Origin of the sequence: Lagierella sp., from assembly GCF_029983815.1 — a bacterium.
In the GTDB taxonomy this organism is placed as follows: Bacteria; Bacillota; Clostridia; order Tissierellales; family Peptoniphilaceae; genus Mediannikoviicoccus.
The window spans coordinates 51,564-67,584 of record NZ_JASBYU010000004.1; the positions used below are offsets into that span (position 1 = coordinate 51,564).

Here is a 16,021-nt window from a genome sequence, read left to right on the forward strand (position 1 = left end):
ATCCAACTCTTTTGTTGAGGAAGATTAAAAAAATATGAAAGGATGATTTAATGAAAAAACTAATGAGTTTATTTCTTACGGTAGCTATGGTTCTATCTGCTATTGTTCCTGGGACAAAAGCCATGGCACAGGCCCTACCTACTGCAACCCAGGCTCAAGAAGAAATGCCTACCCCCGTTGATGGTGCAAGTAAGTACCATATCAACGTAGAAGAGCCTAAGGTAAACACCGATGGTAAATATATCATAGGTGCTACTGGTGGCGCTGTAAACATCAACTACCCTAAGGAAGGGGTAAGAAAAGAAGATATTAAAGTAGAAACCTATAAGGATGGAGTTAAAGAAGATTTAGCTTTCACTATAGGTGTAAGTGAAGCCGGTTCCTATGTTGTAGGTGCTGAACTAAAGGCAATGATTCCTGAAAATGATACGGATAAGGAAATTGTCTACAATATCTTTGTAAAGGAAATAAATGACACAAACTTTGACACAAAGAATGTTTTAGAAATTACAGTAAAGCCTTTAGGTGAAAGTGTAATATCTAATTTAGAAGAAGAAAATATTTATATAGAAGCTGATAGCTCCAATAGGTTTGCGAAAACTAATATTATTGGTACTGGTTTGACTTCTAATAACATAGGTTATGAGATAAGAAAAGCTACAACGGATATTCCTGATATTACTGCTAAGGTTGGTCTTATTGATTATTCATTAGATGCAACACAGGTAATGTTCTCAGTGGCTGTTCCTGAAAATAACAGTTCCAAGACTTGGGTTTACTATATAGACTTCTATGTAATTGGTAAAGAAAAAGATAAACATACTTTAACTGTAAACGTAAAGCCAAGTAACCCAGAGGACCCTGCTCCTGTGAAAAGTACAATATATAATGTTCGACTTGACAAGGATACTATTGAAGCAACTGATGGAAGGGATGTTACAGGAAAGATTTATGGAGATAATTTAATTGACACAAATATCAAGTACACTGTAACAAAGGAAGTTTCTGATGCTGAAAATCTAGTAATCAAGCTAGATAAAATTACAGAATCCTCAAAGAATATTCCATTTATCATCACTGCACCTGAAAATAAAACTTCCACTGACTGGGTTTATAAGATAAACTTCTCCACTGTAGATAAACCAGATACAGTACAAACTGTAACTTTGACTGTTAAAGGAAGTGGTGAAGCTGGTAGTGAAGAATTTACTGTAACTCCAAATAAGACAGAGCTACCTAGTACTGGTGGTGAAGTAGCACTTTATATAAGTGGTGAAGGCTTTGATACTAATGCACTAAGATGTAAGGTTAAAAAGGGTACTTCTGATACTACTATAAAGGGAACTTTCAGTGACAGCGACAATGGAAAAGACAAGTATATGTGTAAGGTAGTCTTACCTGAAAATCAAGCTGAAACTGAAGAAGTTTACAGTATTTTAATTACAAAAACTCCTACTGGAGATTCTCCAGAGTTTATTAAAAAGGAATTTACTATAAAAGTTGCTCCAAAGTCCAATACTCCACAGGAGCCTACTACAAGTCTTTTAGTTGAAAATAACATCATAGAAGCAGATGGTGGAAAGGCTATTATCTACATTGACACCAAGGAATATAAACCTGAGGACTTAGTTGCTTCCATCAAATTAGATGGCAAATTCGATTATGCTTTAGAGGGAAGTTTCCAAGTAAGTGATAAGTCTGAACACGACCTTATGTATGTGGTGGACATTCCAAAAAATAATAGAACCACTAAAAGAGTGTATGAAATTTCAATTTCTGACACTTCCTTTAATAAAATTGGAAGTGAAATATTTAATCAAAAGGCTTTAGATCAAGCTGCACCAGCTACTATTATTTTAATGGAAACCGAAAAGACAGTTGAACACAATGTCGGAAATACAAGCTTATCAGTGATTACTAGTCCTATAGTTTCTCCAGAAAAGGTGAAATTACAAATCTTGAAAGACGGACAAGTAGAAGATCTTTCCTACACCATTTCCGGAGATAAAGCAAGGAAGACCGTTGAGTTAGAAATTCCTGAAAATACTACAAATTCCGATATAGTCTACAAGATTAAGTTTAATGCCACTGGTTCTGAAACAGAATTTCAAAATGAAGAATTTACTTTAACTGTTAAGGCAGCACCGGTTGTTGAAAAGGCAAATGTTGATGATGTCTATCTTCTATATCCAAATATGCCTTTAAAGGGATCTAAGGAAAAATCTTTAGAACAGTCCTTAAATATAAAGGGAAGTAATTTAAATCTTGCAAAGGATATATCCTATGAAGTATTTGAAAAGGTAGACGGTTCTTTTGTATCATATGAGTTAACTGAGACACCAAAGTTTATGGGAACAGATACCATTCAATCTGTAAGATTTCCTCTTAAGGACACAAACCTTGAAAGGGAGTTTAAGGTAGTCGTTAAAGTTGACGACATTAGCCGTGAGCTATTCTTTAAACAAAGTGAAACAGGAACTATGAACGGTCTTCAATTGATTTATCCTGAGGAGTCCTTCACAATAGGCGATGACACTTTAGTTATCAAATTCTACAATGATATTAGTGAAGTGAGTCCTGGTAAATTAAAGGAGTCCATTACCATTACAGGAAGTAAGACCATAAATCTTGGTGCTGAAGATACTCTAGAAATTGAAAATTCCAGAGTGACAATCAAGTTTAAAGAACCTGTGTTCAAGATTTCTGAAACAGAAAATCCTGAGTTTAAGCTAAACATTGAAGAGCGATCCTTCTACAACCACCAAGGTCTTAACAGGGAAGTAAAAGACTATAAGATTACAAAAAATTCCGTTGTTGTAAACTCCTTCAAGTTCTTGGAAGGTTATCAACTTGACCATAAGGGTGGAAAAGTTTCCATCGAAGTTAAAGGTTTTAACCTGATGGGTAGGGATAAATCCAATTTAAAGTTAAAAATTCAAGATAATAGTAAAGATAAAAGGGAATTCTACAATTCTGATAGTTCTGACAATATTATTAAAGACTTGACTATAGAGGGAAATGACACAGATCAGATAATTTCCTTTACTGCTCCTGAAAATACCGGAGATAAGGTTGACACTTACATGATCTTAGTCTCCCTTGATGATGGAAAAACCTATACCTCTTCCCTACTATCCACTTTAGAAGATAGATTTATTAAGTCGGTATTTGCAGTTCTTCCTAAAGGATCAAATCCTGATGATATAATGATTGACTTTATACAAATTCAATCCTATGGCACCCAAGGTGGCGGAACAGAAGCGGACATTACCCATACAAATCTACCAACTGGACAGGGTTCTAAGAAGAGTCTGGTATGGATTTATGGAACCAATTTAGATGCTGCAAAGGCAAGGGTTAGACTTATTGATGCCTTTGGAGTCTACTGGTCACCAATTCATGATGCGGTCTTTGACTCTTCAGATAGGGTTATGATGACCATGATGGATGCTATGAAGGACAAAGAGACCTTTGGAATGTCCGGTCATGGTAACAATATGGTAATGGAAGTGATTTTGCCAAATGCATATAAGGCAGATGACCTTGAAGGTTTCCTACCAGGAGTAACATTTAAATATGAAGTGGCACCGGACGGAGTAAACTTCAATGAAGATGTTACCGTTACAGGTACAGTTGTTGACGACAATAGCCCTAAGTCTAAGGACTTAAGAGACAATTTAATAGATTTAACTGTAAGACATGTGGATCAAGATGGAAAGGATATTGTAGAGCCTAAAGCAATCAAGGGGTATAAACACCTTCCTCCAAACACATTGTTCTATGGTCTTCCACTAGTTGATGAAAATGGCAAATTTAAAGAAGAATTCCAAGGCTACAAGGTTAAGGACACCGATGAGTTGGTTTTTGGTAGAGATGGATTTGGTCATAACAAGTTCTATTATGACGGAATGAACCTGCCAGAACTTTTAAATAAAAACGGCGAATTGGTGTTAGTATATAAGTTAAAGGACGTAGAAGAACCAGAAACTCCTGACGAACCATCAGATACTACACCAAGTGAAACCATAGAAGAAACTGAAACTTCTGAGGAAACTAAACCTTCCGAAGAAACTAAACCTTCTGAAGAAACTAAGCCTTCCGAGGAAACTAAGCCTTCCGAAGAAACTAAGCCTTCTGAAGAAACTAAACCTTCTGAAGAAACTAAACCTTCTGAGGAAACCAAGCCTTCTGAAGAAACTAAACCTTCTGAGGATACTAAGCCTAATAAGCCTTACACTCCAGGACTACCTCCAACAACTGATAAGGATGAAAGCAATGTAATAAAGGATACTGATACTTTCAAAGAAGTATTTAAAAAGATATCCTCCAATAGGATCTACGGAAGAAATCGTGAACTTACAGTCGTTGAAGTAAGTAAGAGACTTTTTAAATCTGCTGATGTAGTAGTATTAGCGTCCAATAAAGAGATGATTGACTCCTTAACTGCTTCTTCCTTTGGTGTAGGAAACAACGCTCCTATCCTATTTGTTGGTAAGGATAGTTTAATGGATGAAGTAGTTGCAGAAATTAAGAGACTTAATCCTAAAAAGGTTGTTCTTGCCGGTGGAGATTCTGTGATTTCTGAGGATGTGTTAAATAAAATCAAATCCCTTAAAATAGACACTGAAAGAATTTCAGGTAAAGACAGGTTTGAAACTGCTGTTAAGTTAGGTGAAGAGGTTAGAAAGAACTCTAGTAACAAGACTGATATAATCTTGGCAAATGGATATAACTTTATCGACGCTCTAACTGCTGGAAGTTTAGCGGCAAAATTAAATATTCCAATTCTTTTAACGAATGATAGCTCTTTAAACCCTGCAACAGCTAAGGCTATTAAAAACTGGGATATTAAAAATGTAATAGTTGTCGGTGGAGATTCCCAAATTTCTGATAGCATTTTAAACAATCTAAAAAATGATGGTTTAAATGTAAATAGAATTTCAGGAAAGACTAGAATTGAAACTGCAATAGAGCTTGCTAAATTTGTAAATGAAAAACCTGAAAAGGTGATCTTTGCAAATTCCAGAACCTATGCCGATGCACTGGTTGCTTCCCACCTATCAAAAGAATATAGCGCACCTATTATATTAATTGAAAAAGATGAAATACCACTTTCAGTTAAAGAGTATCTAAGAGAAAATAAGATTACAGACTCTATAATATTAGGTGGTAGAAGCAGCATTGCTGAAGTAAAATAAGAAAACATACAAATTCCCCCGATTGGTTAAACCTTCGGGGGTTTTGTTATGATTGTTGTTTTATTTACTAAACTCAATGATTTCAGTAGTCAAATCATCAAATGTATCATCATGGGAGATAATAATTACCAATTTATTTTCTTTTAATAATTCTTCAATGATTTTTTTTAATCTTTTGCCGGACTGAAAATCTAAGGATGCAGTAGGCTCATCAAAGATATACATGTCAGCATCTTTATATAAAGTTCTAAGAATTGAAATTTTTTGTTTCTCTCCACCAGACAAGTTTGTCTCATATAGAATTGTGTCTTCTTTAATCTTCAAATGATCAAATAAGTTAGTTACAAACTCCCTATATTTATCTAAGTCCTTCATGCTTGAATTATATAGTATATTTTCTTTGAATGTACCGGTAATGATATATGGCTCTTGCTCGCAATAAGAAATACGCTCTTTTCTTAAAAATTTAAAATCAATTTCAGATGATGGAATATTATTTACATAGAATTTCGTGTCTTCTGAGTATAAAATTCCCATCAGAATTTTTAAAAAAGTAGATTTACCAGATCCATTTTCTCCCTTTACTAGATATAGCTTTCCCTTCTTTAAATTAAAATCAAAATCTCTTATAATTGGTTTATCAGCGGCTTCGTACTTATAAATAAGATTAGTACTTTTTATTTGAGAAATGCTTTCTTTTAATTTTGTCAATCCTATCTTTTCATCTTCCAATTTGAACAATCTATTAATTCTAATTTTTGCATTATCAAAAACACTGAAGTTTTTTATAATTTGGAAAATGCAATCACAAGTAGGATAGTAAATATTGATGATGAATATAACAATAATCAGATATATGATTTTTTCCCTGGTTCTAATATAAACAAAAGGAACTATTATGGACATTATTGTAGAGATCATAAAAAACATGTTGTTTATGATATTGTCGATATTTAAAAACTTCACTGATGATTCTACAAATTCATCCCCTACTTTATCAAACTTTGAAATAGTTTTTTTATTCCACACATTAACTTTTACAAGAAAAATATTTAATAATTCCCCACCAAGTACTCCAAAATAATTCATACGCTTTTCATTTAAGATGATATTTAATTCTTTATACCTTTTTCTTGTAATCAAGTATAGGATTACAAAAAGTAAATTGGTTAAAAGTACCGTAACAAATATTTCAAAGGATATTGTACTTAGTAAAACAAGTAATAAAATCAATTTAAAAGTTTTTACTAATAAAGTAGGTATTTTTTCGATGATAAAGTCTGAAACTATGACACAGTCATTATTTATCTGTTGAGCTAATTCAATTTTATTTCTATAACATATGCTCTCATATTTTTTGTCTAATAACCGTTCAAGTACTTGCGACTCCAGAAAAATCATATTTTTATTAGACAGCTTAAAATTTAAGTGTTTGAAAATAATGGATGAAGCAATATAAGTTATAAGTAGCAAGCATATTATCATATATAATCCTGATATCGTTATCCTATAACTAAATAAAATAATTTTTGAATTGGTCTGTAAAAATTCAAAATATTTCCCCAAAATCCACATAAACAAAACAAAGGAACATTCACTTAGCACACAAACCAAAGTTAATAAAAAGTACGAGAATCCATTATTTTTTATCCATTTTTTACATGTTTGTTCAATTCTAATCAATTTTAATATCACCTGTTTTTAAAAAATCTTTAGTTAATTTGCAAACCAATTTTTCTTGTTGTTTAAATGATAATTCGGCTTTATTGACATATACGTAATAATGTAATACTTCATGAATTAAATCTTGCTCTAGATTTATGTTTTTATTCAATATAATATGTAACTCTCCACTTTTTAAAAATGAAATTCCTGTTAATGGCTTATTATTTTTAGCTTTTCCTAATATGGAATCAGTTAATGTTATATTAATGTTTGGCAATTTCACTTTATGATATACTCTTATTTTATTTATTAGTTTGTATATTAGTTTGTTTATTTTATTATTTTTTATAGCAAGAGAGTTGTTAAAATATCGTGTATATTTTCGTATAATATAGTAACATTCATTAGATTTTGTATTGCTATTAATACTATTTTCAAATCTTTTATTTTTAAAGCATTTAATCAATTTAATTAACCTCTAAATATTTCAAGACATCATTTTCATTTTTATAAATCAACCAACATAATTCCTCGTATACTAGATTATTAAATAAACATAATCCAATTTTTTTTTCATTCTTTTTATGAGTATATATTTCTCTTGGACATGTTCCACAATATGCAATCCATTCACAATCCTTGCACATTTCCTTATTATTTTCATAATTCTTTTTAGTTAATAATTGACACCTATAATGATTTTTGATATGTGAATTTAATGAATGTTTAATGTTAAAGATATCGCATATTTTATAATCATTGATTGATTTCCAATCTTGACATGGAAAAAATTCACCATAAGCAGATAAATGTAATTGATTTTTCCCAGCACCACAAGGATTTCTGAAACACATATGTGGTTGCCATTCTAGTAAACTCCATAAAAAGTTTGTTAAATTAGCTTCTTTAAAGTTTTTATATTTTGAGTTTAATATTAGATTTTTTGCTAATTTTAAATACTATTTCGCATATTTATCATATAATTTTTGAATATTGTTCTTTGAAAGATTAAGATTCTCACTTCTTCCAATATTTGCTAATGTGTTTAATCTGAAATAATTTATATCATTCTCATAAACAAATTGTAAATAACTATCATATTGCTCATAATTTGTAATTACACCTAAAACACTAAATGGTATTGATTTATTTTTTAATGAATTTATACCGTTCATTATTTTGTCGTAAGCTTCAACATTGTTTCCAAACACTCTATGATTATTCCATTTCTTGAACCCATCAATACTAATTCCAACAGAAAAATTATATTTTTTTATGAAGTCTAATATATTATCATTAAATAAAGTCCCATTAGTTTGTATCGAAAAATTTATATTTATATTATGTTTCCCCGCTTTTGATAAAATTATAGGAACTACATTATGAATAAATTTAAAATTCATAAGAGGTTCCCCTCCAGAAAATTCAATTGTTAAAAATTCGGAAATATTTGGAAGTTTCAAAAACTCATCAAAAGCAATATAGAATTCATTTTCTTTAAGTCTTCTACCAGTATTAGTTGCATTCATAGAACAGTATTTGCACCTTAAATTACATAAATCAGTTGTATCAACTATAAGCAAATTAAAATTATTTAGACTTGGCTTTTCAATATTTCCAACAGAGTTTATGAAGCTATTTGTCAAGATTTCGTCAATAGCATTGTCGTATTTTGAATTAATCCTTTCAATTTTCCATTTGCCTTTCAAAGAATCAACAATAAGTATTTTATCATCTTTTATTTTATAGTATATTCCTTCTATTTTTGTTTTGTTCAAGTTAATCGTCTCCTCTTTAACATTTTATTTTTATCACTATTAAATTGTTTTAATATATTCAGTAACATGAAAGGCTCAATATAATTACTTTTATTTAGTTAGTCCTCTTATATCTTATACTACACAACTTGATATTTGTCTGTTTCTTTCATTCTGAACATAATCTATTATTATTGAGCCTTCATGTGCTCATAGAGCAAATATACTGTAAATTAATATGGTGTTGTTTTTACTGGTGAGGAGTGCCAATGACCATGTCCATGTTCTCCCAAAATTCTAATTACGGAAAACCTTTTTTTCTTCTTTGCTTTTTTTGCTATTTTTTTTTCCTCCTTTTATATTTTTTGATATATTAACACATTTATTTAAATATGTCAAGCTTTTTTTAGTTTAATCACTTACTGCTGAAAAATTATTGAATAAGAATTTTATCATTCTAATGTAGAATTATAAATAAATGTTTATTGAAATTAAGATCTGAAAACGAACGCAGTTAATAAGTATATTTATAAAGTGTTTTTATTTAATAATAAGATGTATAACTATGTACTGGACTTAATTTGTTTAGTATAATAAATGGAAGATTATTGATTAATAAACTGATTTAAAAAGGCTTTAGTATAAATATTAAAGGTACAACAGAATCTGTTGGGTATGAATAATCATGCGACCTCAACAGTTTTTAATCACAAAAAAATTGCACTTACTCTACAAATCACCTAAAATATAGTCATCACAACTAAAAAGGAGGTAGTGAATAATGATGTATAATTAAGAGGAGATGCCAACTATAGATGTTAGCATCCCCCAATGGATTCTGTAGAGCCATATTAAATAAACTAAAGCCATTTACAAACTTATAAAAATTTCATTCTATTAGGATTGATATCTCTTTCTATTTGGTGAAATCCTTTAATTACAATGTCATTTTCTCTAATTATATCTTCAATTTTTTCTTTATCTTCAATATTGTCATAGAGAATTGAGATACCACAGCATTTGTCCAAAACTCTTGGTGTAGGCGCTATGGTGGCCTTAATAGAATTTTCTTTTATTAAGTCATAGAGTTTTTTTCCATTTTCTACATCTTCAAATAAGATGTAGTTCATTTTATTTTCCATTTTCAATCATTTCTACGAAGGCTTCTATTCTAGTCTTTAATTGTTCACTGTCTTCGTCTGTGTAGTCAGTTTCAATTCCAAGAACTGGTATATTGTGTTCTTTTAGTTCTTTTTCTACAATATGACCTTCGGTATCATAGATATTGCAGAATTTAAGGTTAACATCAATTACCCCATCGACATTATATTCTTTTGCAAGTCTTATGATATCGTCAACTCTTTCTTTATTTGGTGTATAACAAGCACAGTTGATTCCCTTCATATATCTATCGGTTAAGTGGTCAACCATTTCGTCAATGGTTTCTCCTGATTCATCTACTGTAAGTTCGAAGTATCTTGAACCTGTGCACATCTCTTCACAAACCACTGCAGCTCCACTGGATTCAATAATATGATGTAATTTCCAGTTAGGTATTGAAAGTGGTGTTCCTGTAAGCATAAGTCTTGTAGCGCCCTTTTGATATACACTTACATTTTCTTCTTTTCTCTTATCCAATTCATCACAAAGTTCGTTTACTTTTTGTGCAAATCTTGTAGGGTCGTCATAGAATGCAATTTGTGAAATAAGTAGACAGTCCTTACCACTTATAGGTACATTATCTAATTTACGGAATTCCCAAAGTCTTTGCATCGCCTTTCTCTTATTGTTAAGTAGAACGATGGCATCATGAAGTGATTCTGCAGTCAACTTATTTCCAGTTAATTCTTCGATTCTGTCAATATATCTATAAACTTCGTCCTTGAAAAATTCCACGTCCTTATCCCTCTTCATTTGAGGTAGGTCAAAGATGTACATTGGTGCATCTTGAGATAGGATTTCCCATGCCTTTTTCTTTCCATCGCAGGTAGTTTCTCCTACAAATAGGTCCGCAATTCTAAAGAATGGGCAAGTTTTTTCAAATCTCGCACCTAATGATGCCTTTATAAGTGGACAAGTTGCTGTAGGAAGGTATTTTTCTCCTCCTGGTACCCAGAATTGGGATCCGGAACATAGTCCTGTGTTAATTGCGCCACATCCAAAAACCACTTCGTCTGGAACGTGGATACAGAAAGTTCCTACTACCTTTCCACCCTTTTTTTGAAATTCGATAAGTTCTGCAGGTCTAATTCCATGAATTTCTGCAACAACCATGTTGAAATAGTCCATTTTTTCAGGTCTATTTTCCTGTGATAAGTAAACATCTCCAAAGGCTTGTGGTAAAACTTCGCATAAAACGTCATGTTCTTCAACATCCATTCCAAGTTCGTCCCACATTTCTCTGTAATCTGCCATTTTAATCCCCCTTAATAACTTATGTATTTATTTTTCATATCAAATAGGCTACAATTGTTTATTACCAAATCCGGTATAAGTTCAAATTCCTTGTATTTTTCTTCAATGAATTCAAACCCCTCTTTTGTAAAAATATCCTGGTATTCCCCTTCACAAAAATAGCCTTCTTTGACTAAACCACTAATTTTTTTATAGATTCCAGCCCCCGCCTGGATTTTAACCGTATCTTTATCCCTTTGGGTGTCATCTATATGACTTTTAATAAAGTCAATTCTCTTATTTATATCAAAAATAAACTTTGAAAAGTACTCCACTTCATAGATTCTTTTTTCGTCTACATCACATTTTCTAAGCTTGCATATGAGTTTAGAAATCTCTTTGGATTTTTCCACCAATTCATCAAACAATTCCCTATTAAAAGCCTTCCCTGACTTTTCTTCTAAAAATTTTATCAAAGACTTATAATCATTTTCTTTATATATATAGACTTCTTTTTCCGTCTTTTCTTTTAATTTTTCATAACGTACTTTACAATAGTCATCCACTATGAAAAACTTAGAAGAGAACATAAAAGGACATTTCCCCAGTTCCAAATAGGCAAAGGATGAGTTTAACATGTCACAGTAATTGTTATCATCATAATCTATTGTTACATCTTTATCAATCCCATAGGAGTAAATTGCTTTAAATCCAAAACTTTCAACAATCTCCCAGGGCACCCTCCCCCATAGTGAAACAACTTTACCAGTTTCACTTAAAGTGATTGCGTCAATATAGGCGTTTTTTCTAATGTCTAAGTAATCCATTATTTTGCTAACATGGCAGCGCCAATTGCCCCTGCAAATCTGGCATCTTCGTCAGTTTCCACCTTTACTCCCAGTAGCTGTGACAGTTTTTCCACCATATAGGAATTTCCTGAAAAACCTCCAGTTAAAAAGTAATAGTCGGATTTTGGTACTCTATTTACCAAGGTGAGTACTTTGTTGATTATAGAATGAATTACACCACAGGCAATGTCTTCCTTTGGAGTTCCTTTACCAATCAATGAGATTATTTCAGTTTCTGCAAATACGGTACACATGGAGGATATCTTAATGTCCTTGCCCTTTTTTGCAAGTTCGAACATCTCATCCAAATCCACTCCCAGTCTACTTGCCATAACCTCCAAAAACTTACCGGTTCCAGCGGAACATTTGTCATTCATGATGAAGTCATCTACCAAATTATCTTTAAATCTTATAACCTTGGTGTCCTGTCCTCCAATATCTATTACGGTCATGTCCCCGTCATGAAAGTAACTTGCACCTTTTCCATGACATGTAATCTCCGTAATCACTTTGTCACTAAAGGGTACGGAAACCCTACCATATCCTGTGGCTACAACTTTACTATTGTCTTCGTCAATTCCCTTTGACTCAAGCCACTCTTTTATATTCTTACTGGTCTCTACAGAACTCCAACCTGTAGGCATAACCTTTTTGTAGATTATTTTCTCCTTAGAATCATCCATTACAACTACTTTTGATGCAGTTGAACCTATATCGATTCCCACATTGTACATTTCTATCACCCTTCAAATTATATCATTAAAAAGATTTAATTACCAATTTATTAGTTTACTATATAAATAGTGCCTAATTTTACTTTTATTAAATTTATCCTTCTAGATTATCAAAATTTTACTCTCAACATCTATAAAATTAAACAGTATTCAAGCACTCTTTAAGAGTGCTTGAACTATGTCTTATTCTATTTTACAAATACTTCATATGCTTTTGAAGTCATATAAGCATCGGCCTTGGAAAGTAGTTCTATTGGTGCGTGCATTGAAAGCATTGCTGTTCCTATGTCTACAACTTCAGCTCCAAATGCTGCCAATATAAATGCGATTGTTCCACCGCCACCTTGGTCAACCTTTCCAAGTTCTCCTGTTTGCCAAACCACTTCATTTTCATCAAATAAAACTCTAAGTTCTTGTAAAAATTCTGAGTTTGCATCATTTGAACCAAATTTTCCGCCGGCACCTGTATACTTTGAAAGGTTAACTCCATGTCCTACTAGGGCCACATTGTTCTTTTCTGTAACCTCTGGGAAACTTGGATCAAAGGCAGGGGAAACGTCTGCTGAAAGTACTTTTGAGTTTGCAAAAGCTCTTCTTACCAAAAGGTCTGAATAGTTATCTACTTGATTGTTTAGAATTTCAGCAACCATATTGTGGAAGAAGTTTGCCCCCATGGACGCATTACCCACTGAGCCTATTTCTTCCTTGTCTACAAATAATGAAACTGCAGTCTTTTCAGGATTTTCAACCTTTAAAATAGCTTCTAAAGATGCATAGGCACAAACTTTGTCATCATGTCCGTAGGAAGCTATAAGGGATCTGTCAAATCCAACATCTCTAGCCTTACCTGCAGGTACTGCTGTAAGTTCTGCAACAAGGAAGTCCTCTTCTTTTATTCCATATTCCTTATTCAAATATTCTAATATATTGTCTTTAATTGGATTTTTAGCATCGTCTTTAGCACTATAGGAGTTGTGTCCGATAATAATATTTAATTGTTCACCGGTAACACCATCGTCCATACTCTTCTTTCTTTGGTCTTTAGCCAAGTGGATTAGAAGGTCTGTAATGTAGAAGATTGGATCATCTTCCTTTTCGCCTATTGCCAAGTTCAAGGTCTTACCATCTCTAGTGATAATAATTCCATGTAATGCCAGTGGTATTGTAGTCCATTGATATTTCTTTACTCCACCATAGTAATGGGTTTTGAAATAGCCTAAATGGCCCTCTTCAAATATAGGATTTTGTTTTAAATCAAGTCTTGGTGAATCCAAGTGAGATCCTAATATATTCATTCCTTCAGTGATATCATTTCCCATTACCATCATAACGACGGATTTGTTTTTATTGTTTAAATAGATTTTGTCGCCTTTTTTTATCTTATTTTTAAGCGCTTCTTCTAAGCTGATATATCCATTTTCTTCTGCTTTTTTTATAATTGTAGCAGTTGCTTCCCTTTCAATTTTAGCATTGTCTAAGAAAGCTTTATACCTTTCTGAATATTCAAAAATCTTGTCGATTTCTTCTTTGGATGAATTTGTCCAAATATTTTTTCTTTCATATTTTAATTCCATCGCTATCCCTCTTTCTATAAATTCTCTGCTTTTATAAATTATCCTTTAACCTACAGGATCTTCATTTGGATTACCAATTTCTTCTGGTCCCCTTATCTGATCCTTATTGATTACTTCTAACAATTTATTAGGTACTCTATTACTACCTCCCACCACTATAAGTCTAGTGATGTCTCCACCTTTTATATAGTCTACGATATCCTTGTTTATACCGGTGGAAGAAGTAAGTAAAATTGGACCACTTACATACTTGGCCACATTTGATGCTGAAAGGGCATCGGGAAAATCTTCTCCACTTACCAGTATAACGGTTCGAACATCGTTAAATCCTTTTTTTGCAACCTCTAAAGATGTTAGATATCTGTCCCTTCCTGAAAAAATGGTTTTATCTATATTCTTCAAAAGGTCGTTATTTGAAAGGATGGATGGGTTGACAGATGAATTACCTCCAACTAAAATCGCCTTGGTACTCTTTGCTAATGAAACATAGTCCAGGTTACTCTTTTCCATGTCCTTTCCATTTGTCAACAATAAAGGTATTCTTGTGGTTGCTAAGTACCCACTTACAGAAAGGGAGTCTGCAAAGACATTTCCATTTGCAAGGGCAAAGTATCTCTTATCATATGGTAAACCAGAGTTTTTAATGTAAATTGCAACATTTGATGCAGTCTCTATACGGTTTTTACCCTTTATTCTCTTAACCTTATAATTCGATAATTCCTTTATTACCTTGTCTGAAACAGAACTGTTACCTCCAACTATATAGACATTTTTAACCTGCAATCTCTTCAATTCATCCAATACCACTTGGGGAACTTTGTCCTTATTGGTCAAGAGAACTGGTCCATTTAAAACTGAACCTAAAACTCCTCCTGCCAAACCATCTGCAAAGTTGTCTCCACTTACTAAAACTGCATTAATTGTCTTTTTATAGGCTACCTTACTGGTCTCTACAGAAGTTCCAAATCTACTCTTTTCAGAAATCCTATAGAGATATACCTTTCCTTTAGCCAAGGAAGTGCTTGGCAAAATCAACAAACAAAAAATAGTTAAAAGACCAATGATTTTATTCTTCATCTAACCTTCCATCCTTTTCGAATTCTTCTCTAAACTTTTCCAAAGCCTTTTTCTCTACACGAGATACTGACATTTGACTAATATTTAAAGATTTAGCTATGGAAATTTGGGTTTTCTTTTCAAAATATCTTTCTATAATTATCTGTCTTTCCAGTTTATTTAATCTTTGCATTACCCTATCGATTAAATCTTTTAACTCAACTTTTTCATAGTCCTCGTCAATTACTCCAATTAAATCTTGCAGATTTACCTCTTTGTCTTCATTTTGAGAGTCATAGGTTATTTCTAATGAGGATGGAGAGTAGACCTTACTTCCCTCAATCGCTTCGATAACTTCTTCTTCTGTCACCGCTAAATAGTCTGCAATGTCTCCAATAGTAGGAGTCTTTTGAAGATTTTGGGACAATTGTACTTTGGCGGTGTTAACCTTCTTGGACATCTCCTGTATTCTTCTAGGAACTCGAATAACCCAGCCCTTGTCTCTAAAGTACTTCTTTATTTCCCCTACGATTGTAGGAGTAACATAGCTTGAAAACTCAAATCCTTTGGAAACGTCAAAACGGTCTATAGCCAAAATCAAACCAAGGCTTGCTACCTGCATAAGGTCGTCAAATTCTATACCCCTATTGGTATATTTTTTTGCAAGTATTTCAGCAATGTAGAGATGCCTTTTAATCAGCTCTTCTCTTATATCCATATCCCTGGTTTTATCGTATTCTTCGAATAACTCCTTTGTATCAGAATTTTTCAGTTGGTTCTTATTCATGGTCATAG

Annotated in this window: 12 protein-coding genes; 1 reads left to right on the forward strand and 11 read right to left on the reverse strand. The window is 32.5% G+C overall.

What is annotated here, in order from left to right; genetic code table 11:
• The first annotated feature begins 50 nt into the window (after window positions 1–50).
• The gene (locus Q1K37_RS03080) at window positions 51–5,198 is read left to right on the forward strand and encodes a cell wall-binding repeat-containing protein (protein WP_300409257.1); all 5,148 of its coding nucleotides are present in this window, start codon (window positions 51–53) and stop codon (window positions 5,196–5,198) included.
• Between the two features lie 60 nt (window positions 5,199–5,258).
• Here Q1K37_RS03080 and Q1K37_RS03085 read toward each other — a convergent pair whose 3' ends face one another.
• The 11 genes from Q1K37_RS03085 to Q1K37_RS03130 form a co-directional block, all read right to left on the reverse strand.
• Window positions 5,259–6,893 carry an ABC transporter ATP-binding protein gene (locus Q1K37_RS03085; protein ID WP_300409259.1) on the reverse strand — a complete coding sequence of 545 codons (1,635 nt, stop codon included), beginning with the start codon at window positions 6,891–6,893 and terminating at the stop codon, window positions 5,259–5,261.
• The gene (locus Q1K37_RS03090; RefSeq protein ID WP_300409261.1) at window positions 6,874–7,329 is read right to left on the reverse strand and encodes a hypothetical protein; all 456 of its coding nucleotides are present in this window, start codon (window positions 7,327–7,329) and stop codon (window positions 6,874–6,876) included. The genes Q1K37_RS03085 and Q1K37_RS03090 overlap by 20 nt, the downstream gene beginning before the upstream one ends.
• Before the next feature lies 1 nt (window position 7,330).
• Entirely contained in the window at window positions 7,331–7,717 is a 387-nt protein-coding gene (locus Q1K37_RS08315) for an SPASM domain-containing protein (RefSeq protein WP_366524079.1), read from the reverse strand.
• A gap of 105 nt (window positions 7,718–7,822) precedes the next feature.
• A complete protein-coding gene (locus Q1K37_RS03095) occupies window positions 7,823–8,641 on the reverse strand; it encodes a radical SAM protein (protein ID WP_300409263.1) in 819 nt (272 codons plus the stop codon).
• An 857-nt stretch (window positions 8,642–9,498) separates the two neighbouring features.
• A complete protein-coding gene (locus Q1K37_RS03100) occupies window positions 9,499–9,750 on the reverse strand; it encodes a DUF3343 domain-containing protein (RefSeq protein ID WP_300409264.1) in 252 nt (83 codons plus the stop codon).
• A gap of 1 nt (window position 9,751) precedes the next feature.
• Window positions 9,752–11,035, reverse strand: a complete 1,284-nt coding sequence (locus tag Q1K37_RS03105) for a double-cubane-cluster-containing anaerobic reductase (RefSeq protein WP_300409266.1) — start codon at window positions 11,033–11,035, stop codon at window positions 9,752–9,754.
• 11 nt (window positions 11,036–11,046) lie between these two features.
• Window positions 11,047–11,841, reverse strand: coding sequence for a 2-hydroxyacyl-CoA dehydratase (locus tag Q1K37_RS03110; RefSeq protein WP_300409268.1), 795 nt, complete (start codon window positions 11,839–11,841; stop codon window positions 11,047–11,049).
• A complete protein-coding gene (locus Q1K37_RS03115) occupies window positions 11,841–12,596 on the reverse strand; it encodes an acyl-CoA dehydratase activase (protein WP_300409270.1) in 756 nt (251 codons plus the stop codon). Before Q1K37_RS03115 ends, Q1K37_RS03110 begins: the two co-directional genes overlap by 1 nt.
• 188 nt (window positions 12,597–12,784) lie before the next feature.
• Entirely contained in the window at window positions 12,785–14,170 is a 1,386-nt protein-coding gene (locus tag Q1K37_RS03120; RefSeq protein WP_300409272.1) for an aminopeptidase, read from the reverse strand.
• Between the two features lie 45 nt (window positions 14,171–14,215).
• Window positions 14,216–15,247: a cell wall-binding repeat-containing protein gene (locus Q1K37_RS03125; RefSeq protein ID WP_300409274.1), complete on the reverse strand. Its 1,032-nt coding sequence runs from the start codon at window positions 15,245–15,247 to the stop codon at window positions 14,216–14,218.
• Window positions 15,237–16,019, reverse strand: a complete 783-nt coding sequence (locus Q1K37_RS03130) for a SigB/SigF/SigG family RNA polymerase sigma factor (protein ID WP_300409276.1) — start codon at window positions 16,017–16,019, stop codon at window positions 15,237–15,239. Before Q1K37_RS03130 ends, Q1K37_RS03125 begins: the two co-directional genes overlap by 11 nt.
• Between the last annotated feature and the right edge of the window lie 2 nt (window positions 16,020–16,021).

Bases quoted from the DNA above. Each gene is read 5' to 3' on its own strand.
- Q1K37_RS03080 (WP_300409257.1), top strand. From the start codon at position 51: ATGAAAAAACTAATGAGTTTATTTCTTACGGTAGCTATGGTTCTATCT.
- Q1K37_RS08315 (WP_366524079.1), bottom strand. From the start codon at position 7,717: ATGTGTTTCAGAAATCCTTGTGGTGCTGGGAAAAATCAATTACATTTA.
- Q1K37_RS03100 (WP_300409264.1), bottom strand. From the start codon at position 9,750: ATGAACTACATCTTATTTGAAGATGTAGAAAATGGAAAAAAACTCTAT.
- Q1K37_RS03105 (WP_300409266.1), bottom strand. From the start codon at position 11,035: ATGGCAGATTACAGAGAAATGTGGGACGAACTTGGAATGGATGTTGAA.
- Q1K37_RS03110 (WP_300409268.1), bottom strand. From the start codon at position 11,841: ATGGATTACTTAGACATTAGAAAAAACGCCTATATTGACGCAATCACT.
- Q1K37_RS03115 (WP_300409270.1), bottom strand. From the start codon at position 12,596: ATGTACAATGTGGGAATCGATATAGGTTCAACTGCATCAAAAGTAGTT.
- Q1K37_RS03120 (WP_300409272.1), bottom strand. From the start codon at position 14,170: ATGGAATTAAAATATGAAAGAAAAAATATTTGGACAAATTCATCCAAA.
- Q1K37_RS03125 (WP_300409274.1), bottom strand. From the start codon at position 15,247: ATGAAGAATAAAATCATTGGTCTTTTAACTATTTTTTGTTTGTTGATT.
- Q1K37_RS03130 (WP_300409276.1), bottom strand. From the start codon at position 16,019: ATGACCATGAATAAGAACCAACTGAAAAATTCTGATACAAAGGAGTTA.